The sequence below is a fragment of the Mycolicibacterium agri genome (genome assembly GCF_002553505.1).
GTDB classification, from domain to species: domain Bacteria; phylum Actinomycetota; class Actinomycetes; order Mycobacteriales; family Mycobacteriaceae; genus Mycobacterium; species Mycobacterium agri.
The window spans coordinates 14,310-40,813 of sequence record NZ_PDCP01000014.1 but is presented as its reverse complement, the minus strand read 5'-3'; the positions used below and the strand labels follow the sequence as shown (position 1 = coordinate 40,813).

Genomic DNA, 26,504 nt, shown 5'->3' with positions numbered 1-26,504 from the left:
TGCACGAAACTTCTACACTTCGCGGCCCGCAGCCAACTCCGCCCATGGGGGTCGTCGTTAGTATCCAGCACCGCACGACTCCTCGGAGTGCACAGCGTATAGGCCAGGCGGCTGCCCGAGGTTGGATTGTCACGCCCGAACGCGCACACTCCTGATTGCGCGTGCACCGGTGATGTGCTCTGCGTGTGTTCCGCAGCTACCTCTATATGCCCCGACGTCACGGCCGGCCTCACTCTCAGGATGTTTCGCCACAGTGGCGTAATCGCGAGACGGGTCGGGACGCTCCACGGACGCCGCCGTGCACCCTCCGGAGGACGGCGTGGAAAGAAGCACGACACCACCACACGTATCTAGTCATATCCTGCCAACCCATTGACACGTCTGCAGACGTCTCTTACTGTCGACCGGTATGAATGACGTGCAGATCACATCTACTAGCCAAAGTGATCGATTCGACATCCGAGCCGACGCCTCGCAGCCATTGCACATGCAGGTTGCTGAGCGGTTGCGCAACCTGGCCACCGAATTGGGCACGGGCGAACGCCTGCCGTCCGAAGCGGATCTGGTCGCGCGGTTCGATGTGTCCCGCACCACGGTGCGGCGCGCTATCAAGGCGCTCGCAGAGGAGGGCGTGCTCGATGTCCAGCACGGGCGCGGGACATTCGTCGCTGCGCATCGCGTTACTCAGTCAATGGGCGAGTTCGGCCCGTTCGTGGAGTCGCTGGCCACTGCGGGTGAACGCTCCACCGAACTGCTCGACATTGGCTGGCGCACAGGTTGGGCTGTTCCCTCCGCGATAGGTGGACCTGACCTACCTGGCTTTGGTTTCCGTTGGCTGCATCGAATCGATGGTCGTGCGCATGCATTATTTGACTGCACGCTTCCTATCGACATCGGCCGTCGCCTCGACCAAGACCGCGTGGCCACCACACCCATATACAAGTTGCTCCAGCATGACCTCGGCATCATTCCGCACGCCGCTGACTTCACGTTCACGGCGTGCGATGCCGCCGACGACGTCGCAGGCCATCTCGGCGTCGCTCCGTCCAGTTCGCTGCTCGTGCTCGACCGCACCACCACCGACCGCGCCGGCGAGATCATCGAGTGCGGGCGCTATTACCTGGTGCCCGAACTGCATCGTATTCGCCTCAGCGCCAGCGCCTCTCGTCTTGCTTCGGTCATGAACTTCAACAGTCGAACGTAGCCAGGAGTGCGTTCAAAGACACGACGCACCGGCATCATCGCTTCTCGACGTGTCGAGCACGCCGGTGCTCGACCGTGCCCACGGTACGCATCTCCAGAAAAGAGTTTGGCTAACAAATTGAAGGAGAACATATGTCCGCAGACACATCTCCCACGGAGACCATCGCCGTCATCGGCCTGGGGGCCATGGGCGGTCCCGTCGCCCGCAATCTCGCAACCGCCGCAGGCGGCGTCATCGGCTGCGACCCCGATTCGGCGCGGCGCGCTGGCTTCACCGAGAAGCACGGCCGCGCAGTCGGATTGCCGCGCGAACTTCCCACCAGCGTGCAGACCGTCTTCGTGCTGCTGCCCAGCCCTGCTATCACCGAGGACGCGCTGTTCGGGCCCGACGGTCTCGCTGCCACCCCTGGATTGCTCGACAAAGGCAAGACCGTGGTCAACCTCGGCACCATCGGTCCTGACGCGGTCATCGCGCTCGGGAAGCGACTTGCGGAGCGTGGTTGCTCGCTGCTCGACCTGCCGATGGGCAAGAGTTCGGCCGCAGCAGAGGCAGGCGACCTGTCGTTGCTGGCCGCCGGAGACGAGAGCACTCTTGCGGCCGTACGCCCCCTGCTGGAACACATCTCGACTGAGGTCGTCTTCTGTGGTGCGCTCGGGCTGGCGTCGACCATCAAGATCGTCAACAACCTGGTGTCGTCCACCATTGCCGACGTCGTCGGCCAGGCCCTCGCCCTTGGCGCCGCCGCCGGAGCGCCGCTGGATCTAATGATCAAGGCACTGTCGGCTACCGGCGCGGACAACTGGCACCTGCGCAACACCTATCCGAAGAAGGTCGCCCAGCGCGACTTCACCCCCGGCTTCAGCGTCGACCTCGCGACCAAAGACATGCGTATCGGCCTCGACATGGCTGCGGCCCGGCGCGTTCCTTTGCCGACGATCAGCCAGGCTTACCAGCGCTACGTGCAGGCCCAACAGTCCGGTTTCGGCAGCGAAGACTGGGGCGCGCTGGCGAAGGTCGCCGAACAGACATCTGGAACTCTGCTGACCGCCAACAAGTGACCACCGCAGCCTTGAACGGAGTGCACCAGTGACTGAAACCATTCCGGTGGGCCACCCCCTCGCAGTCCGCGCAGACCACATCCTCGATGAGTTGGCGGCGTGCAACATCACCCATGTAGTGACCGTCCCTGATTTCGTCCAGATGTCGGTACACGCGAAGCTGCGCGAGGGTTACTTGCCCAGCGTCGACGTCATCCCCACCTCGACCGAGGACGAGGCCGTGGTCATCGCTGCGGCACTGCATTTGGGTGGCGCAAACCCCGTCGTCATCATCCAGAACCAAGGCTTGTACGCGTGTGTAAATAACCTGCGCGCGATCGGACTCGACTGTGGACTGCCAATCTTCATGATGATCGGTCAATTCGGCAGGGAGGAGTCCAATTTCGGTCACGATCCCGCCAAGTCGCAGCGGCGCATCGTACGGATGCTCGAACCTCTCCTCGACACGCTGGAGATCCCCATCTTCCGCCTGGAGCGGCCCAGCGACATCGGTAATGTGCGCCGCGCCTACGAGACGTCGCGCGAAAAGAGCTGGCCTACTGCACTCGTCATTGGCGTACCGACCGCCTGGACGTGACTCGAACCTTCCCGAAAGGACCCCACAGTGCTCACAAGTGCTCAGGCAGTGAACATCATTGCCGAATTCCGTGATTCCGACGCCATCTCGGTGTCGACGATGACTTCAATGAAGCTTTTTCACCCCGCATCGCCGAGCCCGCTCAACGTCAGTTCCGTTCCCATGATGGGCGCGGCATCCGCGCTGGGCCTGGGCCTCGCGCTCGCACAACCGACACGCACTGTGCTAGTCCTTGACGGCGACGGCAGCTTGCTTATGCAGCTCGGTTCCCTAGCAACTGTGGCCAACGCCGCACCGACGAACTTCGTGCACTTCGTATTCGACAATGGAGTGTGGTTCGAAGGTGGCGGGAACCTCAAGGTGCCGGCTGCGGGCCGCACCGATTTTGGCGCCCTCGCCGTAGCTGCCGGATACGCGGCGACCTATACCGTCGACACCAAAGAGGGCCTGCGGGCGCAGATGCCGAGCATCCTGACCGGCCCAGCCCCGGCCTTTGTGCACCTACGCATCGAACCCGACACCAGCGCCCCATGGTCCGCGCAGAACTCGCCGCCGCCCTTCCCCGACAACCAGTACACGCGAATGGGCGAGGAAGTCAGGCGACTCCAGGCCGCGCTCGCCGGGACATCGACCTAGCCGTCCGGCCCGCATCGGAAAAAGGTTGAGAAAATGCAGAGTTCAAAATCTGTAGATGACCGATCGCCGATCAAACTGGTCGCACTGTCAAGCTATGTAGGAGCCACTATCGAGTGGTACGACTTCTTCCTCTACGGTACCGCCGCTGCCGTTATATTCAACCAATTATTCTTCCCTGCAAGCGATCCCAGCCTGGGAACCATTCTCTCTCTGGGGTCACTTGGCGTGGGCTACCTCGCGCGCCCCATCGGCGGGATGGTGATCGCCCACTTTGGCGACCGGATCGGCCGCAAGAAGATGCTGGTGCTGACTTTGATGATCATGGCACTGGCCACCGTTGCGGTTGGCTTGCTCCCCACCTACGAACAAGTGGGACCGCTGGCCTCGATTCTGCTCATGGTATGCCGCCTGCTGCAAGGCATCGGTATCGGCGGTGAGTACGGCGGAGCTGTGCTCATCACCGTGGAATTCTCGCCTCGACGCAGAAGGGGCTTCTTCGGCAGCTTCACCCAACTCGGTGTCGCAAGCGGCTTGCTACTGGCCGCCGGAGTGTTCTCCGCGGTCTCTTCGCTGACGTCCGACGAGGCATTCATGGCCTGGGGTTGGCGCGTACCATTCCTGGCCAGCTTTGTCTTGCTGCTGGTCGGCCTGTTCATCAGGATGGCGATCTCGGAATCTCCCGCCTTCCAGAGAGTTCGGCAGGAGGGAGCGCAGGAGCGCGTACCGCTGGTCAGCCTACTACGCACGCAACGGCGCGCGACAATACTGTCCATCGGGCATCGGCTGGCCGAAGCCTGCATGTACAACCTCTACTCCGTATATATCCTGGGTTACTTGGCCGACCACCTCGACGTCCCACGCTCGATCGCGATCACCGGAGTGGTGATCTCCGCAGTAATCATGCACCCAACGACCGTGGGGTTTGGTCGGCTCAGCGATACGATCGGCCGCAAAGCGGTGTACCTGACGGGGACAGTCGCCTCGGCCGTGCTGATCGTTCCTGCGTTCTTGCTCATCGAGACTAGATCACCGGCACTGATCTGGCTGGCACTCGCGCTGGGCCTCGGGCTGGGCTGGGCGGCGATGTATGCGCCCCTCGCGGCTTGGTGGACCGAACTGTTCACCACCAACGTGCGCTACAGCGGTGTTTCGATGGCCTACCAACTCGGAGGCGCAATTGGTGGCGGGTTTACTCCCGTGATTGGTGCAGCACTTCTCATTCTCGCGGATGGGCGATTCTGGGCCATCGCGGTGTTCGCAATCGCGATCTGTCTGGTAAGTACGCTCGCCGGCGCACTGGCACCGGAGACGTTCCGCAGCGATGTGCAGGAGTCCATTGGCGAGCCTTCGTACAGCGACCGCCTCCTCGCGTCGGCGCGGTCGCTGCCAGTACCACCCGGCGCCGATCTGAGAAATGACGATGAAGGAAGTCCGCGATGTCTCTAACGGTCGTCACCTGGGTCAGTCTGGTGTTGTCTTTCGCGGCGATCATTAGTGGTGCGACGGCTTTTGGCGGCATGGCATAGGCCGCAGGCGCGAACGTCTCGCCGCTCGAGGTCGAGAGCGTGATCGAGCGATTCGATGAGGTAGTGCAGTGCGTTGTCGTCGGAGTAGACGATCCGGTGCGCGGCGAGGAGGTCTGCGCGGTAGTTGTGCCCGCCGCCGACGGCGTCGACGCAGAGTCGCTATCGGCGCGTACGCGAAAAGAGTTGTCGACGTACAAGGTTCCGACGCGATGGGTGCTGGTGACCAGTGCGCAGATCCCCACGCTGCCGAGCGGCAAGCTTGACCGCAAAGGCCTCCGCACCCTGGTCGTCGACGGAACGCTCGAGGCGGTGCAGGCCTGACTCAGTAGGCGCGCGCGACATACGCGATCGCGCCCGCGTCGTCGTCTCCGTCCGGCAGCGTTCCATCCGCGGCCTGCAGGCACCGCACGGTCAGGCCGTCGACGGCCAGCCGTTCCTCGCCGCTGACGCCGACCGTCGCCCACGGCACCCGTGCGAAGCCGGTCCGCGCGACGTCGCGCACGTCGTCGAGTGTCGTGCAGTCGGTGATGAACGCGTCGCGGCGGGCCGTTGCCGCGTTCAGCATCTCCTCTTGCATGCGGCTCGTCAGGCCGTGCACGGTATCGGCGACGGAAGCAACCGCGACAGCGGTCTTTTCGCGGGTATCGCGCCGATAGACGACGGCGGTGTTCTGGGCCAGGTCCCGCGGGCCGATCTCGACGCGGATCGGTACGCCCTGTAGATCCCAATCGGTGGCCCGCCAACCGAACCCCTGCTCGACGTCGTCATCGGCTTGTGCGCGCACGCCGAGCGCCGCGAGCTCGTCGGTCAGTGTCGCCGCGGCGCGGGTGACGCTGCCGTCGGTTTCCTTGACCGCAACGACAGCCGCCTGAACCGGCGCAACGGCCGGTGGCAGCACGAGTCCGAAATCGTCGCCGTGGCACATGATCAGGCCGCCGAGCATCCGGGTCGACGAACCCCACGAGGTCGTCCAGCACAGTTTCCTGGTGCCGTCGGCGGCGAGATAGCTGATGTTGAAGGCGCGGCTGAAGCGTTGCCCGAGTTCGTGTGACGTGCCCATCTGCAGGGCCTTGCCGTCGCGCATGATGCCCTCGCACGTCATCGTGTTGACGGCGCCGGCGAACCGTTCGCGCACGGTCTTGCCTCCGATGATGACCGGCACGGCCAACACATTGCGCATGAAATCCTGATAGACGTCATGCAGGATGCGGCGGGCATAGGCGCGGGCGTCGTCTTCGCCGGCGTGCGCGGTGTGGCCCTCCTGCCACAGAAACTCGGTGGTGCGCAGAAAGATTCGCGGCCGCGTTTCCCACCGCACAACATTGGCCCACTGGTTGAGCAGCAGCGGCAGGTCTCGATAGCTGTCCACCCATTTCGCCATGTACTCCCCGATGACCGTCTCACTCGTCGGCCGGATGGCCAGCGGTTCGGTCAGTTCCTTGCCGCCGCCGTGGGTGACGACGGCCAGTTCGGGGCTGAAGCCTTCGACGTGTTCGGCCTCGCGCTCGAAGAAGCTCATCGGCATGAGCAGCGGGAAGTAGGCGTTGCGTGCGCCTGCGGCCTTGATTCGCCGGTCGAGCTCGTCCTGCATCCGTTCCCAGATGGCGTAGCCGTTCGGGCGGATCACCATGGTGCCGCGAGCCGGGCCGTTTTCGGCGAGCTTCGCCTTGGTCAAGACGTCTTGATACCACCGCGGGAAGTCGTCGTGTTGCGCAGTCAGTACCGCCATGTGCGTGAGGGTACTGACCGCGGACTCGACGAGTCGCGTCCTTTTTGCCGCTACGGGCGAGTTGCCTCGACGAAGTAGCCGCGCGGCGGGTTCGGCACATTACCGGCGTTCGGTGGAGCGATCCCCCGGTTCCACTTGGTGGCGACCTCGGCGATATCGGTGACCGTGGCCGACCAGCCGTGCCGCTGCGCCAACTCCCCCGGTTCGTCGGTGCCGAACAGCCACGGTGAGCCCTGCTTCTCCATCGCCTCCAGCAGCGGCGCCATCATCGGTGACTCCAACAGCGACTTGCCGACAACGTCGTACAGCAGAGTGGATTTCGCCGCCGAAAGCGCGTCAATGCGTTCGAACAGCGTCCGCACCGCGGCCTCGTCGAGATACTGCAGCAGCCCCTCGACAAGCCATGCAGTGGGCGCCGTCGGGTCGAAACCCGCCGCGGTGAGGGCGGCAGGCCAGTCATGGGCCAGATCCACGCCGATGGCCACCCGCGCACAGCGTGGCGTGTCGTCAACGAGGATGTCGCGTTTGGCGGCGATCACCGCGGGTTGATCCAATTCGAAGACGGTTACGCCGTCGGGCCACTCGAGTCGGTAGGCCCGTGAATCCATGCCCGCCGCAACGATCACGACCTGCTTGGCCGTCCGTACCGCCCGCAGCATCGCCTCGTCGAAGAACCGCGTGCGGATCACGATCTGGACGGCGGCCCGTTCGCCGGTTTCCGCCAGCGCCTTCTCCAACAGCGCACGGCCCGTTTCACCCGCGAGTTTCTCGGCGAACGGATCGGTGAAAAGCCGGTCGTCGCGGATCGACTCCATGGCGCGGATGGCTGCCACCAACAGTCCGGTGCTGGCTACCGCCCTTCGAGAATCTTCCATGCCGACATCATGCCGACCGGATTCGGTCAGCCGATGACCCGTACCAGATACGGCGCCATGTTGTTGGTCCGCACCGGCGAGACCCTGACGACCGGATCGCCGGCCTCCACCATCTGCCCATTGCCGATGAACAGCGCGACGCTCTGGGTGCCCTCGGGCCCGTAGAAGATCATGTCGCCCGGAAGTGCCTGCTGCGGCAACACTTTACGACCGACCTTGTACTGCTCGCCGGACGAGCGCGGCAGCTTGATGCCCGCGCCAGCGAACGAGTACACCATCAAACCGGACGCGTCGAATCCCACGATGCTCTCGGCCGGATTCAAGCCGACGACGTGGCCGGCGCGGTCCAAACCGATGGCGTTGGCTGCGGGGCCGCTGCCCCGTGTCGGGCCGTTGACGTCGCCGCCGCCGAACGAGAAGGGCACGCCGCGCTGGGACAGGGCGCGCGCGATCACATACTGGACGAGTTGCTGATTGCTCAGTGGTCGGGTGATGTCAGCGCTCGCCAAACCGGGCGTCGCCACCAACATGGCAAGTCCGACCACCAAGGCGTAGATGCGTTTCATTCCGGGCTTTCACTCTCTTTCGTACCACCGCGACCACATGGATGACCCGTTGGTGGACGGAGGTCACCACAGTTACTTCTACAACGTCGCGTCGCCTGCGGCTATGCAGCAGAGGGCACATCGTCAATGAGTGGCCATACCGTGACGAAACGGTGATCGTTGTGCTGGCGTTTTCCGTTCCTGGCGCCGCGCGGGCAGTCAGCTGAAATGCCGGGGCGGAGCGAATGTTCGGCTGACCGCTGCCAGCGCGCGTAGGTGATACACCCATCGGCCGCCGCGGCGTTGCCAAATGTGACGGCGTATGAGATGCGGCTTCGTCGGGAATAACGCGGGACGCCGGTTGTTGACCGATTGGTACAGAATGCGGCAGCCGCCGCAACCACAGAGGCTTGAGGAGGCCCGGCAATGACCACCACGATTCCGAACGACGGTCCCATCGTCGCGCTTGTCACGGGTGCCAACCGAGGGCTGGGGCGACGCTTCGCCGCCGAATTGGTGGCGCGCGGCGCCAAGGTCTATGCCGCGGCCCGTCGGCCCGAGACCGTTGACGTCGACGGGGCGATGCCGATCCAGCTCGACATCACCGATCCGGAATCCGTGGCCCGGGCCGCGACTACCGCCTCCGACGTGAATGTTCTGATCAACAACGCCGGGGTGTCGACGCGAGCCGGCCTGCTCACTGGCGAGCCGAGCGACATCCGGCTGGAAATGGAGACCCATTACTTCGGCACGCTCGCGGTGACCCGCGCGTTCGCCCCCGTCATCGAGGCCAACGGCGGCGGCGCGATCCTCAACGTGCTCTCGGTGCTGTCCTGGCTGCACACGGCGGGCTCCGGCGCTTACTCGGCAGCAAAGGCGGCAGGCTGGGCCATGACCGATGCCGTGCGTGAGGAGCTGGCGCCCCGCGGCATCCACGTGGCGGCGCTACACGTGGCCTACATGGACACCGACATGGCGAGCTTCGTGCCCGCCGACCAGAAGACCGACCCGGCGGTGGTGGCCAAGCAGGCGCTCGACGGTCTGCTGGCCGGCCAGCCTGAGATCCTCGCCGACGAGCGGACCCGCGCGGTGAAGCAGCGGCTCTCGCAAAGCTGAAAAGCGCAGCGTGCGGATTCCGCACAATCGCCGAAACGCGGGCCGTACTGTTGGTCTATGGCAATCGTCGAAGCTGATGCAGCGCCCCAGACACCGTTCGAGCAAGATGTCGCTGCTATGCAGCGGTACTTCGACAGTCCGCGGTTCGAGGGAATCATCCGCCTCTATTCCGCCCGCCAGGTCGTAGAACAACGCGGCACCATAGCAACCGACTATCCAGTGGCCCGCGAGGCCGCAAAGGCGTTCTATGAGCGGCTGCGCGAACTGTTTGCCCAGCGCAAGAGCATCACCACCTTCGGGCCGTACTCCCCCGGCCAGGCGGTGACGATGAAGCGGATGGGCATCGAGGGCATCTACCTCGGCGGGTGGGCCACGTCGGCGAAGGGCTCAACCGACGAAGACCCCGGCCCCGACCTGGCCAGCTACCCGCTCAGCCAGGTGCCCGACGAGGCGGCCGGCCTGGTGCGGGCGCTGTTGACCGCCGACCGCAACCAGCACTTCCTGCGGCTGCGGATGACCGAAGAGCAACGCGCCGCGACGCCCGCAGTGGATTACCGCCCGTTCATCATCGCCGACGCCGACACCGGCCACGGCGGCGATCCGCACGTGCGGAACCTGATCCGGCGCTTCGTGGAAGCCGGGGTGCCCGGTTATCACATCGAAGATCAACGCCCCGGCACCAAGAAGTGCGGCCACCAGGGCGGCAAGGTCCTGGTCCCGTCCGACGAACAGATCAAGCGGCTCAACACCGCCCGCTTCCAACTCGACATCATGGGCGTGCCCGGAATCATCGTCGCACGCACCGACGCCGAGGCCGCCAACCTGATCGACAGCCGCGCCGACGAACGCGACCAGCCGTTCCTGCTCGGCGCGACCAACCTGAAGATCCCGTCGTACAAGGCGTGCTTCCTGGCGATGGTGCGCAGCTTCTACGAGGCGGGCATGAAGCACATCAACGGCCACATGCTGTACGCGCTGCCCGAGGGCGAATACGCGGCAGCGACCGCTTGGCTTGACCGCCAGGGCATTTCGGCGGAGATCGCCGACGCAGTGTCGACGTGGCGGCAGGAGGGCGACGAAGCCGTCGACGGCCTGTTCGACAAGGTGGAGTCGCAGATGGTCGAGGCCTGGCAGAACGACGCCGGGCTGGAGACCTACGGCGATGCGGTCGCCGACCTCCTCGAATTCCGGGAACGCGAGGGCGAACCGCTCGAGATGAGCGCCGCGGAGTGGCGCGAGTTCGCCAAGACGGCGTCGCTGTACGAGGCCAGGGAGAAGGCCGAGCGGCTCGGCGCCGACGCCGGCTGGGACTGCGAACGGGCGAAGACACCCGAGGGCTACTACCAGCTGCGCGGCGGCATCCCCTATGCGATCGCGAAATCCCTTGCGGCGGCGCCGTTCGCGGACATGCTCTGGATGGAGACCAAGACCGCCGACCTCGCCGACGCCAAGCAGTTCGCCGACGCGATCCACGCGGTCTACCCCGACAAGATGCTGGCCTACAACCTCTCGCCGTCCTTCAACTGGGACACCACCGGCATGAGCGACGACGAGATGCGCCGGTTCCCCGAGGAACTGGGCAAGATGGGCTTCGTCTTCAACTTCATGACCTACGGCGGACACCAGATCGACGGCGTCGCCGCAGAAGAGTTCGCCGGCGCACTGAAGCAGGACGGCATGCTGTCGCTGGCTCGGCTGCAACGCAAGATGCGTCTCGTCGAATCCCCGTACCGCACACCGCAAACGCTGGTGGGTGGTCCGCGCAGCGACGCCGCCCTGTCCGCGTCGTCCGGTCGCACGGCCACGACCAAGGCCATGGGCGAGGGCTCCACGCAGCACCAGCACCTCGTGCAAACCGAAGTGCCCAAGAAGCTGCTCGAGGACTGGCTGGCGCTGTGGGGCGAGCACTACAACCTCGGTGAGAGGCTTCGCGTGCAGTTCCGTCCGCTGCGCCCCGGTGGCGAAGTGCTCGAACTCGGCATCTACGGTGCGCGCGGCGACGGCGAGGAAAAGCTCGCCAACGTCCTGGTCGACCCGATCAAGGACCGCAACGGCCGCAGCATTCTCACGGTGCGCGACCAGAACACGTTCGCCGAGCAGCTGCGCAAGAAGCGGCTGATGACGTTGATCCACCTGTGGCTGATTCACCGGTTCGACGCCGACGCGGTGTACTACATCAAGCCCACCGAGGACAACATCTACCAAACCGAGAAGATGAAGTCGCACGGCATCTTCCGCGACGTCAGCAAGGATGTCGGCGAGGTGATCGTCGCCGAAGTGAACCATCCTCGCATCGAGCAGTTGCTCGAGCCTGACCAGGCGGCGTTGATGCGCCTGATCCGCAAGGAGGACTGACCGCTAGGGGGTTCCGCCCTCACTTGAGGGCCCCGACGACCCCGACGAGTCGTCGGACGTCGAGCCGTCCGAACTCGAACCAGCCGTGTCCGACCCGTCCGTGGCGGAACCATCGGAAGTGGTTGCCCCCGAAGTGGAGTCGCCGGATGCGGTGGGCTCGCTCGACGGGGTGCTCTGCGCGCTCGTGGCCACCGAGGTGTTGTCGGCCGTCGTCGTGCTCTCCGCGGACGTGGTGGCCTCGGGTGAGGTCGATTCGGGCGTCGCCGTACTACTCGGCGCCGTCGCCTCGGCGCTTGTCGGAGGCGGAGGCGTCTGCGAGGCTGTGGCGGTGGTGGGTGTTACCGAGGAACTCGGCGTGCCCGTGACCGGGGCCGTCGACGTCTGCGTCGGATCTGTTGTGGTGGGCCCGACCACCTCGGTGATCCGCGCGCTGAATTCGTCGAGTTTGGCTTCGATTTCGGCGGGCGGCGGTGGGTCGCCCGATTCGATCGACTGCTCGTAGGCCTGCATCTCCGCCCAGATCGTGTTCAGTTCGTCGATCTGGGCCTCAGTCAGCGGTTCGTCGACGGTGATGAACAGCTGTTGCGCCAGCGCGTAGGTCAGGCAGTTGACGCATTCGTAGTTCAGTGCGCCGGCGAGGTTCTGCGGTACGGCGATGTTGTTGTCGGTGGTGTCGGTGTCGATGACGATCACCACCTGATAGGCGACCGCGACCGCGCCGCACGACTCGCAGGACGCGTAGGCGTGCGCCTCGTTGACGTTCATCGCCTCTGATCCGGTGACGTACACCATGGCGAAGGCGGCGTCGTACACCACCGTGTTGTCGGTTGTGTTGACCGCTAACGCTTGGGTGTCGCCCTCTTCCGGGGCGAGTGGCTTGTCGACCGGGAAGGCCCAGCCGTCGTCGGCCGTGGGAGCCTGGGCCGGTGCGGCCGCGATGTAGCCACCGCCGCCGCCGCCTCCAACGCCGGTCCCGGACGGGGTCCTTGGCACCAGGATGACCGCCAGTTGCGGCGACCGGATCGTCGGCGGTGGGGTCCGCATGTCCCAAACGGCTTGCATGACACCGCGTTGCCCCGCGGCGAGGGGCTTGGACGCGGACAGCGGGCGCGTGTCGCTGGCCGTGCGCGAAACTGCGGTCGATTCCGTCCGCAACGCATAGACGATGTCGCCGATGGTGCCGCGTTCGGACGGCTGGATCGGTCGGTAGTTGTCGTCGTTGGGCCACCATGCGTAGGCGATCGAGGCGAGCACTCCGGCGCCCAAAATGCCTGCGAGAACGCGCATGACGGGCTTGCCCGCGGTCCCCCGCCACGCCGCTAGGACGCTGCCGCGGGTGAAGCGGACGAGCATGTAGACGACGCCGGCGGCGGTGATCAGGATGACGAGCATCGACAACACACGGGCAGCGGCCTGGACCATGTCACCGTCGGCCCATGCCGTCGACAGCACGTCCTGCTGCCTGTTGAGGCTGGCCCATGCGGTGCCGATCAGCCGGGGCAGCGCGACGATAGCGGTCCAAATGGCGAAGAGCAGAAGGGGAATGACGATGACGACCCACAGGCTGACCACGATGCGCGCCCACGGTTTGAGCGCCCGCGCCTGCGGGTCACCCCACCGCCACGGCAGCATGCTCAGCAGCGTCGGCTTGATGCGCCCGTAAAGGTCGGGCACGCCGGTGAGGTCGGCCAGCACGTGATAGCCGTCGAACCGCACCAAAGGCGCGAGTTGGCGCAGCATCTGAATGATCTGTGTCGCCACGACAAGCAGCAGCGCGTCGTATCCCAACCACATCCACAGCCCGGTGATTGCGACCGCGACGATCGCGTTGAAGTAGAGCCCGCCGAGGTCGGTGCGCAACCGCCCCCCACGGCCGAGCCGGTACGAGTCGGTGACATCGGTGTAGAACGCCGGCCACACCAGGTAGAGCCCGACTCCCATGACCCCTGGTGTGGCGCCGCCGTAGCGCGCCGCCGCGGCGTGCCCGAATTCGTGAAAGCCCGCGGACAGCACCGTCACCGCGAACACAAGCAGAAGCAGGCCAGGCCGTTCGAACGCGTCGTATGCCGCCGAGGCCAGCCCCTTGCGGAAGAACACCCACCAGCACACGAGACCGAACGCGACCAGCAGCGCAACGACCATCCACGGGTAGAAGAGGAATCGGAACGGGTCGGTGAGTCTGCGGGTGCGATCTGGATCTGTGACGGCATAGCGGAACCGAAGGCCCAGCAACGGGTTTCGCTTCTTCACGTCGGGCTGACTGCCGTCGGCCCGCACGAGCAGGCCGAGCGGCCGCAGCTTCTGCTGGGCGAGTTGGTGGACGTTGTCTTCGCTGACCCGTCGACCGGTGGCCTGCGACACCGCGGCGCTGAGTTCCGCGATGTCGCGGTCACCGTCGATTTCGCTCAACAGCGCGTACAGCAGCGGGGTGAGCTGGATGGTCTGCCCGTCGGCGCGCCGGACGAGGCAGGGCGCGACGCGGTAGCCCGAACTTCGCATCTCCCCGATCAACTGCACGCCGTCGGCGCGTTGCAGGGTGATGTGTCGTTGCGCCCCAGCCTCTTTGGCCACAGCCGCGGTGGTCACAGGAATGCTCTCCGATGTGTCGGCGGTTCAGCAGTGCGGTCAGCGGGTCAGCTGTCGGAGCCGCCGGAATCGCCCGAGCCGCTACTGGATCCGCCGGAATCACCGGAGCCGCCACCGTCGTTGTCTGCGGCCGAGGTGCTCGCCGAGGATGCCGTTGCGCCGGATGTTGTTGTGCCGGAATCACCGCTGTCTGGTTGGGTGGTGCCCTGGTCGATCGACGACTCCTGGAGCGACGTGGCATTGGCTTCGCCGTCGAGTGACTGGGTGATCGTCGCGTCCTGGACCGACAACGCGCTCGCGACGGAGTTGTCGGACAGCACGTTGGCGGCGACGCTCGCGCTGATCGGCGCTGCGACATTGGCATTGGCCGCCACGGCGCCCGCGATCGGTGCGGCAAGGTCGGTGTCGAGGTCGACATTGACGTCCACATTGAGCAGCGGACCCTCGAGCGTGGCCAGATCGCCGACCTCGACGGTTCCGTCGTCGTCGGACGGCGGCGGTGCCGGATCGCCGTCGGCCTCGTCGGACTGGTCGATCACGCTGTCCTGGTCGGCAAAGGCGATCGCATCGGCGGTCAGCGTCTGGTCTACAGCAGCGGTTTGTTGCACTTCGGCGACCGCGGTGGAGCCCGTCGACAAGACGTTTGCGCCCGCCGCGGCGTCGATCGGCGCCGCCACGTTGAGCTGGGCCGCCGCGGCGAGGTCGATCGGTGCCGCGGCGTCGATGAAGACGTCGACGTCGGCATTGAGGTCCAGAATCGAGACAACCTCTTTGTCTGGTAGCGCGGTCGCTGTTTCCGCGGCTAGTTCCTCGGGTGTCAATCCGTCGTCACGCATGTTCGTGTCTCCGTGGTCCAGCCCGGCCCCGACTCCGAGCACTCAGCATTTCGTGGCGACCGAGTACCCGGCAGAACCCAAGATCAGTGAGGTTCAACACAAGAAAACGCGATCACGCGCAAATCTGCCGCTGACACTTATGCGGATCTAATTAACTGCCACGGCAAAAACGTTCCGGCAAACAACCTGGTCAACTGGTCGACGTCGGCTGATCCGGGCACGGCGCAACGGTAACTGATCGACAGCAGCAAAAAGTTGGTAGGTATTTGTGTTTGCAAGTACCCGCCGTCGATGCGGTGTCGTTCCTCGGCGACGACACGCCTTCTCACATCGGCGTACCTGGTACCTCGGCGTCCCATTAGGCTTGTCTGCGTGGGGCGTGTGAATCGGCTGATGGAGCGTCGGGTCCTTCGCCGCGCCGCTGATCAAGCACTGCTGACGTCGTTGGGGAGTGCACCGCTGACACAGCCGGGTGGGGCCCCGGACCGCGACTTCGAGTACACGCACACGGTTGCCGAACCGGTTGCAACCACCGCTACCGTCGCGCACGACCCGATCACCGAGCCGATCCGCGTCATTCAGGCCGAGTCGCCCGCGCTCGATACGGTCGACGAACCTGATGTCGAGGATCCGATCCCGGCGCCCGCTGACCCGGTCGACATCTACGACCTGGTCCCGGATCATCCCGATCAATTTGCAGCCGAGGAGCCCGGCCGGTACGACGCCGAACGATCCGCGCCGACCCCGCCGCCGCTGAGCACGCGCGCGCTCGACGAAACCGCGATGGTGTACCCGGCCGTCGGCATGGCGATACCGGCGTATCGTCCGCAGCCGTGGTACCGGGCCAAGCCCGCTGCCGCAGCGGCAGCCGCGGTCGTGATCGCCGGCCTTGTCGCCGGCAGTTGGCTGATGTTCCGCAGCCCGAGCACCAGCGCCGAGCGGTCGACGATCGAGGCGCCGACCAGTGCCCCGCCTGCGCCGAGCAAGCCCGCCCCGACGGCGGCCAGTGCGTCAAAGCCGGCTCCGCAACGCCAATATTCGGAGCCCCGCTACAGTCGCCCGTCGCCCACTTCGAAGCCCAGAGTGGACGTCACGAGGGCGCCGATGAGCGTCGCACCCGTTCCGAAACCGGTGCCCGGCAGCAAATCCAGCACCCCTGGTGACACGCCCGGCGGCCGCCGTCGCGGCTGCTTTGGTTTCTGCTAACGCGCCAGCATGTCGACACCGGAGCGCCACAAACCGTTTCTGCTGCTTTCCATCCGCGGCGAGGATGCCGCGGCCGACGACGAGTACCAGGCGATGAGGCGCTTCGCCGGCCTGGACGAATCCGGGATGCGGCGAATCCGGCTGACGCACACCGAATTAGGCGACATCGACTTCGACGATTGGTCCGGGGTGATCCTCGGCGGCGGGCCCTACAACGTCAGCGATCCACCGGAGTCCAAGAGCCCGACCCAACGACGGGTCGAGTCGGAATTGCTCTCGCTCGTCGGTCGGGCCGTGGAAGAAGACTTCCCGTTCCTCGGATGTTGTTACGGCGTGGGCGTACTCGGCTCGGTGATCGGTGCGGCCGTCGACCGAAGTCACCCCGAGCCGGTGGCCGCTGTCACCGTCACGCTGACCGCCGAGGGTCTGAAAGAGCCGCTGTTCGCCGACCTTCCCGAGGTGTTCGACGCGTTCGGCGGCCACAAGGAAGCCGCCAGCGCGCTGCCCTCGAATGCGGTCCGGCTGGCGTCCTCTCCCGGCTGCCCCATTCAGGCCTTCCGGGTCGGCGAGAACTGCTATGCGACCCAGTTCCATCCCGAGCTCGACGTCGACGGCGTCTGCACCAGAATCGACGTTTACAAGCACTACGGCTACTTCGCGCCGGAATCGGCCGAGTCGCTCAAACGGGATGCGCGGCAACACCATATCGAGTATCCGCCGACGATCCTGCGCCGCTTCGTCGAACGCTACATGCGGCGGCGCTGACCGCAAGGCGGGATCAGTCCGGGTACTCGGGGATCCAGCGCACCTGTGTGATGCGTTCGGCGATCTGCTCGTCGGTGCGTGCAGGCGCCACGCCGTCGGCAACGGCCTGACGGGCGACGGCGTGCGCAATCCGCACGGCCACGTCGGGCAGGTCGGTCCATGCAGGCAGCAGCGGCGCATTGGGATCAGACAGTGCCGGTGACGTGTCCCCCAGCGTCGCCGCCGCAACACGCATCATGTCGTCGGTGACCCGCCTGGCTTCAGCGGCCGTCACCGCCAATCCCATCGCCGGGAAGATGTAGACGTTATTGCATTGCGCGACCGGCCGTTCCACACCGTCGCGGCGCAGCGGCGCAAACGGTGAACCCGTAGCGATGAGCGCCCGCCCACCGGTCCACTCGTCCAGCTCCTGCGGGTGTGCCTCGGCGTGACTGGTCGGGTTGGACAAGGGAAAGATGATCGGCCGCTCAGCCTTGCTCGCCATCTCCCGCACGATGCTCTCGGTGAAGGCACCGGCCGCGGTGGACAAGCCCATCAGAATGCCGACATCGACGTGGTGCACCACGTCGGCCAGCTGCGCCGGCCCGGACAGGCCCCAACCGGCAATCCTGTCCGCGGGCTTGGCGAACTTCTCTTGCTCCTCCGACAGGTCTCCTCGATCATCGGTGAGCAGGCCGACGACGTCGACCACCCAAATCCGTTCGGCCGCTTCGGCTTCGGACAATCCCTGGGCGACCATTTCGCGCTGCACCATGTTGAGCACGCCGATGCCCGCCGAGCCTGCACCCAACATCACGACCTGCTGCTGTGACAGTGGACGACCGGCGATCTTCGAGGCGCCGTGCAGCGCGCCTAGCGTGACCGCGGCGGTGCCCTGGATGTCGTCGTTGAAGGTGAGCATCTTGTCGCGGTAGCGCTCGAGGATCGGCATCGCGTGCGCGGTCGCGAAATCCTCCCACTGCAGCAGCACATTAGGCAGCTGCCCGTGCACCGTCGTGACGAATTCGTCGATGAATGTGTAGTACTCGTCGTCGCTGATCCGGCGGTGGCGCCAGCCGAGGTATTGCGGATCCTGCAGCAGTTCGACGTTGTCGGTGCCGACGTCGAGCACAATCGGCAGGGTGCGAGCCGGGTTGATGCCGCCGATCAACGTGTACAGCGACAGTTTTCCGATCGGGATGCCCATGCCGCCGATGCCCTGGTCGCCAAGCCCCAGGATGCGCTGACCGTCGGTGACCACGATGACAGCGGGGTCCCGATGCGGGCGGTTGTTGATCACTTCGGCCAGCCGGTCGCGGTCGGGGTACGAGACGAAAAGGCCCCTGGGCCGTCGGTAGATCTCGCTGAAGCGTTGGCATGCAACGCCGACAGTGGGTGTGTAGACGATCGGCATGGTCTCGGCGATGTGCGCGCGCAGCAACGCGTAGAACAGCGTTTCGTTGCGGTCCTGCAGTGCGCGGAGATAGATGTGCTTGTCGAGGTCGTCGCGGCGCGTCGAGAACTCATGCCAGGAGTGCTCGACCTGCTGCTCGAGTGTCTTCTCCGCAGTTGGAAGCAGCCCGAGCAGACCGTATTTGATCCGTTCCTCGCGGGTGAACGCCGTGCCCTTGGTGGTCAACGGGTCGAACAGCTTGGCTTGGCCTCTCAATTCCTCAGGCATCTGGTTCGGGCTTCTCCGTTCCTGCGGTGCGACAGGTTCAAGTTATCCGTTATTCGACTGGTGTGAAGGGGCTTCGGCCTGGTTGTCTTCGACGTTTGCGAAAACTTCTGCAGGTCAGTGTGTTTGCCGATGCAGGTGGCGCGGGTGCGTCACAACGGTCCCGGGAGATCGGGTCCGGGCAGCCCGCCGAGCAGCCCGCCGCCTTCGGTTTCCTCATTGCCGCCGGTGCGCTGACTGGGAAACGGCGCGCGCTTGGTCGGCGCGACGCTGATCGGTGCCCTGGTCTTCGGTGTCTTGGGCACCGCCGCCGCGGGCTTGCGGCGTGCCGTCGTCGGTTCCTGTCGCTCGGGCTGTGGGGCGAGCTGCACGGTCGGCGTTTCGACGCCCTCGGAGGTTTCGGTCGGCGGGGCAGGCGGCGGTGGCGCGGCTTGGCTCGGCAGACCGGGCGCCGTCGTGGAAAGCGGGGCGGGATCTGGCGACACGTCGATGGAATCGGTCGCGTCGTCGGGGCGTTGCAGCAGCAACGCGGCGACCACCGTGGCCGCCGCCATGACGGTGAGGATGAAGGCCGCGAAGGCCAGCCGCACGGGGGTGGTGCTCGGTGAGGATGGATGGTCTTCGGACACGGCGTCGGCCGGTTCGGTGTCGGCGGCATCGCCGGTCGACTCCTCGTGGGGAAGGGGCTCGAAGAGGTAGTCGAACCGACTCGAGAGGTCGTCCTCTCCCGGCATGGGGGCGATCGTACCGGCGGTGCCTGAAGTGTCAGACACCGCAGCCGTAGGCGCGAAACCCCTAATCCCCTACCCCGGGTGGGGCGCAAGAGCGGGGAGCTCGCCCCGTTATGGCGGTCGCCGCGGCTGCATACCGTTTCGGTATCGTGCAGCGGTTTCGGAAAGGGACCAGGAAAGGAGGGCAGCGATGGCCCACTGTCGGTATTGCAACCGGTTCCGGCTGGTAAGCGTGGCCGGTTCGGGCGCTTGGCGTTTGGACTGCGGCCATACCTATCTCCCCCTTCCTGGCGAGGGCCAGCGGTGGTCGGCGTACGGCGGCGACGGCGCCCGCCGGGCTGGCTCGTAGCCTCGAGGGCATGCAGACCGTCGAATACGCACCCGGCCGATTTGTGGATGTCTTCGGTGAGGCTGGGCGACCTGTCGTGCTGGTCTGGCACGGAATGCAGTCCAACGCCCGCGCGTCGGTCCGGCCGCTGGCCAGCCTCATCGCCGAGCACGGATTGGCCGTGCTGGCGCCCGACTGGAATTCGGCGGCCGACGACAACGGACGCGGCGACCTGCTGGCGTCGGTGCGGTTCGCGCAGGACCGTGCTCAGAACGACAGTCTCGTCGTCGTGGGCTGGTCGATGGGCGGTGTCGCGGCCGCGGGGCTTGCCATCAACGCCGCACAGCACGATGTCCGCATCCGGCACACGGTCTGCCTGGCCGGGGCGTTCATGGCCGCCGACCCCATCTCGGGCCGGGTGCCGGCCACCGACATGCCGGGCAGTGCCGAGCCGTCGCCGTTCACACTGCTGCACGGGGTCGGCGACGATGTCGTGCCGGTGTCGGCCAGCCGCGAGTTCGCCGCTGTGCTGGAAAAGCATCAGTGGCCGGTCGAGAGCGCCGAGCTCGACGCTGACCACGCGTCGATCGCCGGCGCCGGCTATGACCCGGTGGCCGGGCGGTACTTCCCGGCCGAGGATCCCGGCACGCTCGCCGTCGCCGCCGACGTGGCAGACCGCATCGCCTCAGTCTGTCGCTGAGTGCCGTCAGCCCGCCGCGTTGGGTTTCAACGGCGGGCAGTTGCCGTTGTGGTCGGCTGCCAATTCGAAGTGCCATATCTCATTCGCGTAGATCTGGCAGAGCCCGAATCGAGATCCGTTGCGTATCAACCAGTTATCGGCTTCCGGAGGACCCACGTCGACCGCCTGCCCCGTCACGTGTCGCGACGTCTGCGGTGAAGCCACGTACTCCGCGGCGGCCGCGACGCTGCCGTAGGTGCGCACCGCGTCGTCGAACAACCGCTGCTGGAACCCCTCCGTGCGCCAGCCCGAGTTGATCTCCATCTCGATTCCGTCGGCAGCCGCGTCGCGGGCGGCGTTTTGAACGGCGGCCAGTAGTGCCGGGTCGAGCCGGCCGATCACCGGGTCGGCCACATCGAACGGCGAGAGCGTCTTGCCGTCGGGAAGATATCCGCCGACGGTGTCGGTGCTGGCGCCGCCGATGGAGAACGGGCCCACAGTGGGGGCCGCATCGGTCGTCGACGGGGCGGCGGGCGTCGCGTGCGACGTCGAGCATGCACCGAGCAGCAGGATCAACCCGATGCCCGCGACCGTCTTCCTCCCCAGCGGCATGAGGAAAAGAATATGGCAGGCTGCCGATGTGAACCTGCCGCAACCGGACCCGCACACGCCGCACCTGGCCGACGTGGTGCCCTCGGTGCTGGCCGCCATGGGCGTCGAGGAGGAGTTCGAGCGGCGGATCGACTTGGGCACCGACGTGCGGGGCGCGTGCGTCCTGCTGATCGACGGCCTCGGGGCCGAACTGCTGGACGCCCACGCCGCCGATGCGCCCGTGATGGCCGCGCTGCGCGGACCGACGCTGCAGGCGGGTTTCCCGTCGACCACGGTCGCGGGTTTGGCCGCGGTGGGCACCGGCTGCCGTTCGGGTGAACACGGCCTGGTCGGGCTGTCGTTCCGGGTGCCCGGTGTCGGCGTGATGAACCCGCTGCGCTGGCGTCCCCATCCGTGGGGCGACGACCTGCGCGACACGGTGCCGCCGGAACGGCTGCAACCGATGCCGACGACGTTCGAGCGGGCGGAGTCGGCGGGTGTCGCGGTGAGTGTGGTGTCCGGCGCGGTGTTCACCGGCTCCGGTTTGACCCGCGCGGTCCTGCGGGGAGGCCGCTACGTCGGCGTCCGCGCTCTCGGCGATCTCGCAGTCGGCGTGTCGACGGCCATCGCCGATGGCGGGCTCTGCTACGGCTATCACGGCGAGGTCGACCTGCTGGGCCATATCTACGGGCCCGGCTCGCCGGCGTGGCGCATGCAGTTGCGTGAGGTCGACCGGCTGGTCGAGTCGATCGTCGAGGGGTTGCCGCCCGGCGGGTTGCTCGCCATCGTCGCCGACCACGGCATGATGGCGGTGGACTCGGACGATGTGTTCGACATCGACGCCTCCCCCGACCTGCTCGATGGTGTGCAGGCCGTCGGCGGAGAGCCACGAGCCCGCCACGTCTACGTCGACGACGGCGCAGCCGACTCCGTGCTCGCGGCGTGGCGGGAGATCCTGGGCGATTCCGCGTGGGTGGCCTCGCGCGAGGAAGCAATCGCCGCGGGCTGGTTCGGTGAGCGGGTCCGCGACGACGTTCGCGACCGGATCGGCGATGTGGTTGCGGCGGCCCGCCGCAGGGCGACGATCGTCAGGCGCACGGTGGAGCCCATGGAGTCGTCATTGGTCGGCCACCACGGCTCCCTGACCAGTGCCGAGCAGCACATCCCCCTACTGCTTGCCTACGGCTGATCCGACGCGCCGCCATAACGGTGCACCCACTGCACCGACGGCTGCGCGGCAGCGCGCTCGTAGCGCTTGATCCACTGCTCGGCAATGTCGCGGAGCGGTTCGGCGTTGAGGTGATGCAGCTTCTCCCGGCCGCGCCGCTCGATGGTGACCAGGTTGGCCGCCTCGAGGACTGCAAGGTGCTTACTCACCGACTGGCGAGCCATCGGCATGGCCGCGCACAGTTCGCGCAGCGATTGCCCGTCGCGGGCGTTGAGGCTGTCGAGCAGCAGCCGACGGTTCGGATCCGCCATCGCCTTCAGCACTTCGTCCATTGACCCCAGTCTGGCACACATGCAGCTTGCCGGTTGCGTAAGTCGACTTATGCAGCTGTTTGGCTACGTATCGGTGGTCACGGGCGATGGCGTTGCTGAATCCGCAAGATGTCGCGATGTGAAAGAACTTGTCAGACAGACGTTGTCGACAGCGGCGTGCTGTCGGATGACTCGACACCGCTCCTTCCGCTGAAATACAGTGCAGCGCGCATATTTTCAGATCGACCGCGGGCATATACGGCAAAAGTCTTATGGTTGAGCATGTTTGAAACTTATTGATACGCAACGGAGTTCATTTTACGGACTGAGTGAACCCTGTCACTGACCAGCGGAAATGTGAAGGCCTTCACAGATTTTGAGTGTGTAGACCCCCCTCTGTTAACGTCCGTCGCCATGTTTGCTGTCGCAACTGCATCGCTGTTGACGCTTGTGCACCAGCTGTCGGGAACGCCGTACATCTCGGGCGGGAACTCACCCGCCGGAACCGACTGCTCGGGCCTCGTGTCGTTCGTGACCAACGCTGCAACCGGTCGTCCGATCTACGGAGAGCGCTTCAACACCGGCAACATCGAAGGCGCACTCAAGGCGCGTGGCTTCCAGTACGGAACCAAGCCGGGCGCCCTCAACGTCGGGTGGAACGGTGGCCACACCGCCGCGACCCTGCCCGACGGCACGCCTGTTTCGTCCGGCGAGGGCGGTGGCGTGAAGGTCGGCGGCGGCGGCGCCTTCCAGAAGCAATTCACCAAGCACATGTATCTCGACGTGGCGCCGGCCGAGGCGCCAGCACCGGAGCAACCGGGTGTCGTGCCGCCGCCCCCTGGTGCGCCGCTGCCTCCCCCGGGCCCCGTGGTTCCGGTCGGGGTTGATGCGCCGCTGCCACCGCCGCCCGGTGCTCCGCTGCCCCCGCCTCCGCCGGGTGCCCCGGTGCCGCCCGGCGCCGAAGTGCCGCCGCCTCCCCCTGGTGCGCCGCTGCCGCCCGCGCCGCCGGGTGCTGAGGTGCCGCCGCCGTCCCCTGGCGCGCCGCTGCCGCCCCCGCCGGTCGCGGCATAACGCGCATCCCACGCCGGCAGCGAAGGCTCGCCGGTTGGCTGTAGCCAGGAATCCGTGAGCATCACGGGTGCACTCGTGATCAACCGTGCACGCCAACGCATTCGCGTCGTCGCTGTCGAGCTATTAACGGGTCGACGACGACAAGCGAATGCCGCGAAGGCCGGGCGGACCTCGAAATCGCGTCATGCAGAATAGTCACCGCGCCTGCAATGGCTAACGGCTCGTGACGATGCTGCATGACGGGAGCAACTTTGGTCGCCAAACCTGTGACTTCGTCAGGTCGGCTGCGAACGAGGGGCAGACACCGTAAACAGCCGGCACGACGAAAACGGCTTGGGCGTCAACGCCTTTCGTCCGGAAGGTTGATCTCGGTCGGCGCGGTCATCGCGGTGCTGGTCGGGACATTGGTGCTCGTCGGCGCGATCGACAGCAGGCGGACGCAGGACGCTGCGCCACAGTCGGACCCGAACCAGCAACCGGCGCCGAGCGCACCGACGCCGACGCCGACGCCGAGCACACCGGCCCAGCCGCCGTCGAGCCAGGAAGCCGACGCGCCGAGGGCCGCCGCACCTGCGACGCCCTTCCCGTCGGACGACAAGGGCTTCATCCACTCATCGGCGCGCTGTGAGGATACGCAGGCGGCGTACGCGATCGGCCGCACCAACGGATCGCTCGTCGTCATCTGTGGCGAGCCGACCGGACGATACGAATATCTGGGTGTTCGGCTCAGCGATGCGGCGCTGCTGCGGACTCAGGCCGAAACCGACGCGGAGCGAGGATTTTTCGCGCAGCGCGGAAGCGTGGTCTATGCCGTCTCCGCCGCCGAGTTGAGGGTCACGGCGGGCAGCACGGTCATCAAGCAGGAGCCGATGGTCGAATACCGCGAGGTGGCGCGCTGACGCTCTGATCACCGCGGCCCGGACACCACGTAGAACTCCGCCTCCCCGTCCTGAACCTTCGTCACCTTTACGTGCGCGGTGTACTCCTTGCCCTCGGGTCCGGTGAACGCGCAGTCGAATTCGACCCCTACTTCGGCGGGAACGCCGGACGGGCAGGTGATGTCGGTCGGTGTGAACTTGGTCTGCCGCGACACGATTGCGGCCACCGATTTCGCGGCGTCGTCGGGGTTGATCGTTGAAGCGCACCCGCTGAGGGGCACGGTGAGTGCGCCGGCGATGACCAGCACTGCGCTTCGCATCGTCGCAGTATGGCATCCCTGATTGGCCGCGACCAGATGGCCCAGAAGGTAAGGCCGGCAATGCCGCTTCACTGTGCACACGCCCCAGATAGCATGCCGGGCATGGGTTATCCTGTCGGCCCACCCGCCCGGCGACCGGTGTCAGGGCTGGACCTCGCCGCGTCGATCGTCGCGCTGCTGTTGACTGTCCTACTCGGCCTCGCTGCGGCGGTGTTCGGGGTGTTTCTGCTGGCCTTCCTCGACCACTGCCCGCCGGAGACCTGCAGCGCCGAAGGCGCATTCACCGCTGTGGCAACGGCGTTGGCCGTCGCGGCCGTCATCGGGGCGTCCGGGTTGATGGTGACGATCGTTCAACTGACGCGGCGCAGGCCCGCGTGGCCGTTCGCCGTCGCCACCCTACTGCTGTGCGTGGTCACCTTTTTTCTCGGCGGCATGGGCTACGGCGCCGCCGTTGGAGCATGATCGTCGGTAGGCCGGATGAAAGGGGCCGACCATGGCCACAGACCTGACGCTCTACCTTGACGATCAGCCAGGCGAACTCGCGCGCGTCGGCGACATCCTCGGCCAGGCCGGCGCCAACATCGCCGGCTTGTGCGCGGTAACCTGCGGCGGAGGGCAGGCCGAGGTGCACATCCTCATCGACGATGCGACGGCTGCGTTCGAAGCACTGCAGCGCGCCGACATCCGGATCGCCGCCGAACAAGAGGTTTTGGTGCTCGACATCGAGGACCGGCCCGGCGCGCTCGGGCGCACCGCGCGCAAGCTCGCCGACGCCGGGGTGAACCTGACGTTGGCATATCTGGCCACCGACACCAGGCTGGTGCTGGCCGCAGACAACCTCGCCGACGCGAAAGCCGCGGTCGGCTGACTCATTTCGCGCTTTTGGCCCGGGTCAGTCCATCCTTGGCGAATTTGACCGCTTTCGCCGCATCGCGGCTGGCCTGCTTGGCGGCGCTGTAGGCCTCGTCGGCCTCGCGCAGGGCGCGCTCGGCCTCCTCGAGACGCTGGCGCATCTCGTCGCGGCGTAGCCGTGCGACTGCCAAATCCGTTTGCCGGTCCGATAATTCGCTGTCGGCGTCGTCCTTGGCGCGTTCGGCCTCGCTCAACGCGGCCTTGGCCTCCTGCACTGCGCGCTCATGTTCGCGCGCCGCTTCTTGCTTTTTGTCGTCCTGCGGCGGTTTGTCCTCAGCCGCCTTCCGCGGGGCCTTCTCCGGTTTCGGCTTCGGTTTCGTCTTTCCCCCGCCTCCGCGCGTCGCGGTGGAGACGGCGGCGCTGGCGCCGAAATCGCCGAAGCCTGACCACTGTTCGGCCTTGGTCAGCCGACCTAGCCGGTCGGCGACGTCGGGATCGGCGATGGCGGCCTGCAGCGTCGACGTGACATCCTCGCGCAGCGTCGCCGACGGGTTGGTCAACTCCGCGCCGTCGAACGCCGCGCGGGCGAGTTCGTCGACGAGCTTTCGCTGCCCGGCGGACAGCTGGCGAATGGTCGCACCGTCCATCGATGCGTGGGCCGCCCTGAGACGCTCGCCGAGGTCGACCAGCGACGCCTTGGCGTCCGGGTTGTGGTGGGCGAGCCGATTGACCACCCAGGCCGCGGTGGTCGGCTTGCGGGCCGCACCGATGCGCTTCGCTGCCGCGTCGTCACCGCGCTTCTTGGCCGCCGCGGCCAGCTTGGTCCGCAGGGCGGTGAACTCCTCCGGCTTGACCTCGTAGAGTTCGTCGAGCTCGTCGGCGGCCATGACGCCATCATGCGCCA

General features: G+C 66.2%; 25 protein-coding genes and 2 pseudogenes. 16 read left to right on the top strand and 11 right to left on the bottom strand.

The window, feature by feature from the left end; all coding sequences use genetic code 11:
• Positions 1 to 409: 409 nt before the first annotated feature.
• The 6 genes and pseudogenes from CQY20_RS09930 to CQY20_RS09905 all read left to right on the top strand — a co-directional run.
• A complete protein-coding gene (locus tag CQY20_RS09930; protein WP_097939913.1) occupies positions 410 to 1,204 on the top strand; it encodes a GntR family transcriptional regulator in 795 nt (264 codons plus the stop codon).
• A 131-nt stretch (positions 1,205 to 1,335) separates the two neighbouring features.
• The gene (locus tag CQY20_RS09925; RefSeq protein WP_097939912.1) at positions 1,336 to 2,262 is read left to right on the top strand and encodes an NAD(P)-dependent oxidoreductase; all 927 of its coding nucleotides are present in this window, start codon (positions 1,336 to 1,338) and stop codon (positions 2,260 to 2,262) included.
• A gap of 28 nt (positions 2,263 to 2,290) precedes the next feature.
• Positions 2,291 to 2,839: a thiamine pyrophosphate-binding protein gene (locus CQY20_RS09920; protein ID WP_097939911.1), complete on the top strand. Its 549-nt coding sequence runs from the start codon at positions 2,291 to 2,293 to the stop codon at positions 2,837 to 2,839.
• A gap of 48 nt (positions 2,840 to 2,887) precedes the next feature.
• Positions 2,888 to 3,475, top strand: a complete 588-nt coding sequence (locus CQY20_RS09915) for a thiamine pyrophosphate-dependent enzyme (protein ID WP_234816175.1) — start codon at positions 2,888 to 2,890, stop codon at positions 3,473 to 3,475.
• A 33-nt stretch (positions 3,476 to 3,508) separates the two neighbouring features.
• Entirely contained in the window at positions 3,509 to 4,921 is a 1,413-nt protein-coding gene (locus CQY20_RS09910; protein ID WP_097939910.1) for an MFS transporter, read from the top strand.
• An 80-nt stretch (positions 4,922 to 5,001) separates the two neighbouring features.
• A pseudogene (locus CQY20_RS09905) lies at positions 5,002 to 5,322 on the top strand (AMP-binding enzyme); the annotation flags it as partial.
• 1 nt (position 5,323) lies between these two features.
• Here the strand turns inward: CQY20_RS09905 and proS are convergent.
• From proS to ripD, 3 genes are read right to left on the bottom strand one after another with little or no spacing between them, the layout of a single operon-like run.
• Entirely contained in the window at positions 5,324 to 6,730 is a 1,407-nt protein-coding gene (gene proS, locus CQY20_RS09900; protein ID WP_097939908.1) for a proline--tRNA ligase, read from the bottom strand.
• Positions 6,731 to 6,780: 50 nt separating this feature from the next.
• Positions 6,781 to 7,605, bottom strand: a complete 825-nt coding sequence (locus CQY20_RS09895) for an SAM-dependent methyltransferase (RefSeq protein ID WP_097939907.1) — start codon at positions 7,603 to 7,605, stop codon at positions 6,781 to 6,783.
• A gap of 26 nt (positions 7,606 to 7,631) precedes the next feature.
• Entirely contained in the window at positions 7,632 to 8,171 is a 540-nt protein-coding gene (gene ripD / locus CQY20_RS09890; RefSeq protein ID WP_097939906.1) for an NlpC/P60 family peptidoglycan-binding protein RipD, read from the bottom strand.
• A 405-nt stretch (positions 8,172 to 8,576) separates the two neighbouring features.
• Between ripD and CQY20_RS09885 the strand changes: the two genes are divergently transcribed.
• Both CQY20_RS09885 and aceA read left to right on the top strand, forming a co-directional pair.
• Positions 8,577 to 9,266 carry an SDR family oxidoreductase gene (locus CQY20_RS09885; protein ID WP_097939905.1) on the top strand — a complete coding sequence of 230 codons (690 nt, stop codon included), beginning with the start codon at positions 8,577 to 8,579 and terminating at the stop codon, positions 9,264 to 9,266.
• Positions 9,267 to 9,323: 57 nt separating this feature from the next.
• Positions 9,324 to 11,621 (top strand): isocitrate lyase ICL2, encoded by a 2,298-nt coding sequence (aceA, locus tag CQY20_RS09880; RefSeq protein ID WP_097939904.1) that lies wholly within the window; start codon positions 9,324 to 9,326, stop codon positions 11,619 to 11,621.
• 3 nt (positions 11,622 to 11,624) lie between these two features.
• Here the strand turns inward: aceA and CQY20_RS09875 are convergent, their stop codons facing one another.
• Together CQY20_RS09875 and CQY20_RS09870 are read right to left on the bottom strand one after the other, a co-directional pair.
• Positions 11,625 to 14,207: a hypothetical protein gene (locus CQY20_RS09875; RefSeq protein ID WP_234816174.1), complete on the bottom strand. Its 2,583-nt coding sequence runs from the start codon at positions 14,205 to 14,207 to the stop codon at positions 11,625 to 11,627.
• 47 nt (positions 14,208 to 14,254) lie between these two features.
• The gene (locus CQY20_RS09870; RefSeq protein ID WP_097939985.1) at positions 14,255 to 15,043 is read right to left on the bottom strand and encodes a peptidoglycan-binding protein; all 789 of its coding nucleotides are present in this window, start codon (positions 15,041 to 15,043) and stop codon (positions 14,255 to 14,257) included.
• A 372-nt stretch (positions 15,044 to 15,415) separates the two neighbouring features.
• On the opposite strand from CQY20_RS09870, the gene CQY20_RS09865 reads away from it, so the two are divergent.
• A complete protein-coding gene (locus CQY20_RS09865; RefSeq protein ID WP_133119055.1) occupies positions 15,416 to 16,249 on the top strand; it encodes a hypothetical protein in 834 nt (277 codons plus the stop codon).
• 9 nt (positions 16,250 to 16,258) lie between these two features.
• Positions 16,259 to 17,014 carry a glutamine amidotransferase gene (locus CQY20_RS09860; protein ID WP_097939902.1) on the top strand — a complete coding sequence of 252 codons (756 nt, stop codon included), beginning with the start codon at positions 16,259 to 16,261 and terminating at the stop codon, positions 17,012 to 17,014.
• A gap of 13 nt (positions 17,015 to 17,027) precedes the next feature.
• On the opposite strand, the gene CQY20_RS09855 is transcribed toward CQY20_RS09860, so the two are convergent.
• A complete protein-coding gene (locus CQY20_RS09855) occupies positions 17,028 to 18,674 on the bottom strand; it encodes an NAD-dependent malic enzyme (RefSeq protein WP_097939901.1) in 1,647 nt (548 codons plus the stop codon).
• A gap of 149 nt (positions 18,675 to 18,823) precedes the next feature.
• Positions 18,824 to 19,405, bottom strand: coding sequence for a hypothetical protein (locus CQY20_RS09850; RefSeq protein WP_097939900.1), 582 nt, complete (start codon positions 19,403 to 19,405; stop codon positions 18,824 to 18,826).
• Between the two features lie 356 nt (positions 19,406 to 19,761).
• Here CQY20_RS09850 and CQY20_RS09845 point away from each other — a divergent pair, with 356 nt between their 5' ends.
• Positions 19,762 to 20,430, top strand: a complete 669-nt coding sequence (locus tag CQY20_RS09845) for an alpha/beta hydrolase family protein (protein WP_097939899.1) — start codon at positions 19,762 to 19,764, stop codon at positions 20,428 to 20,430.
• Positions 20,431 to 20,436: 6 nt separating this feature from the next.
• Here the strand turns inward: CQY20_RS09845 and CQY20_RS09840 are convergent, their stop codons facing one another.
• The gene (locus tag CQY20_RS09840) at positions 20,437 to 21,021 is read right to left on the bottom strand and encodes a M15 family metallopeptidase (RefSeq protein ID WP_097939898.1); all 585 of its coding nucleotides are present in this window, start codon (positions 21,019 to 21,021) and stop codon (positions 20,437 to 20,439) included.
• Between the two features lie 28 nt (positions 21,022 to 21,049).
• On the opposite strand from CQY20_RS09840, the gene CQY20_RS09835 reads away from it, so the two are divergent.
• Positions 21,050 to 22,189: an alkaline phosphatase family protein gene (locus tag CQY20_RS09835; RefSeq protein ID WP_097939984.1), complete on the top strand. Its 1,140-nt coding sequence runs from the start codon at positions 21,050 to 21,052 to the stop codon at positions 22,187 to 22,189.
• Positions 22,190 to 22,230: 41 nt separating this feature from the next.
• Here the strand turns inward: CQY20_RS09835 and CQY20_RS09830 are convergent.
• A pseudogene (locus CQY20_RS09830) lies at positions 22,231 to 22,500 on the bottom strand (ArsR/SmtB family transcription factor); the annotation flags it as partial.
• A gap of 393 nt (positions 22,501 to 22,893) precedes the next feature.
• Here CQY20_RS09830 and CQY20_RS09825 point away from each other — a divergent pair.
• On the top strand, positions 22,894 to 23,550 hold the full coding sequence (locus CQY20_RS09825) for a glycoside hydrolase (protein WP_097939896.1): 657 nt from the start codon (positions 22,894 to 22,896) through the stop codon (positions 23,548 to 23,550).
• 362 nt (positions 23,551 to 23,912) lie between these two features.
• Positions 23,913 to 24,449, top strand: a complete 537-nt coding sequence (locus tag CQY20_RS09820) for a hypothetical protein (protein ID WP_097939895.1) — start codon at positions 23,913 to 23,915, stop codon at positions 24,447 to 24,449.
• An 8-nt stretch (positions 24,450 to 24,457) separates the two neighbouring features.
• Here the strand turns inward: CQY20_RS09820 and CQY20_RS09815 are convergent, their stop codons facing one another.
• Positions 24,458 to 24,748, bottom strand: a complete 291-nt coding sequence (locus CQY20_RS09815; RefSeq protein ID WP_097939894.1) for a DUF4333 domain-containing protein — start codon at positions 24,746 to 24,748, stop codon at positions 24,458 to 24,460.
• Between the two features lie 102 nt (positions 24,749 to 24,850).
• Between CQY20_RS09815 and CQY20_RS09810 the strand changes: the two genes are divergently transcribed.
• Entirely contained in the window at positions 24,851 to 25,210 is a 360-nt protein-coding gene (locus tag CQY20_RS09810) for a hypothetical protein (RefSeq protein ID WP_234816173.1), read from the top strand.
• Between the two features lie 31 nt (positions 25,211 to 25,241).
• Positions 25,242 to 25,616, top strand: coding sequence for an ACT domain-containing protein (locus CQY20_RS09805; protein WP_097939892.1), 375 nt, complete (start codon positions 25,242 to 25,244; stop codon positions 25,614 to 25,616).
• Between the two features lies 1 nt (position 25,617).
• On the opposite strand, the gene CQY20_RS09800 is transcribed toward CQY20_RS09805, so the two are convergent.
• Entirely contained in the window at positions 25,618 to 26,487 is an 870-nt protein-coding gene (locus tag CQY20_RS09800) for a hypothetical protein (RefSeq protein ID WP_097939983.1), read from the bottom strand.
• Positions 26,488 to 26,504: the final 17 nt, after the last annotated feature.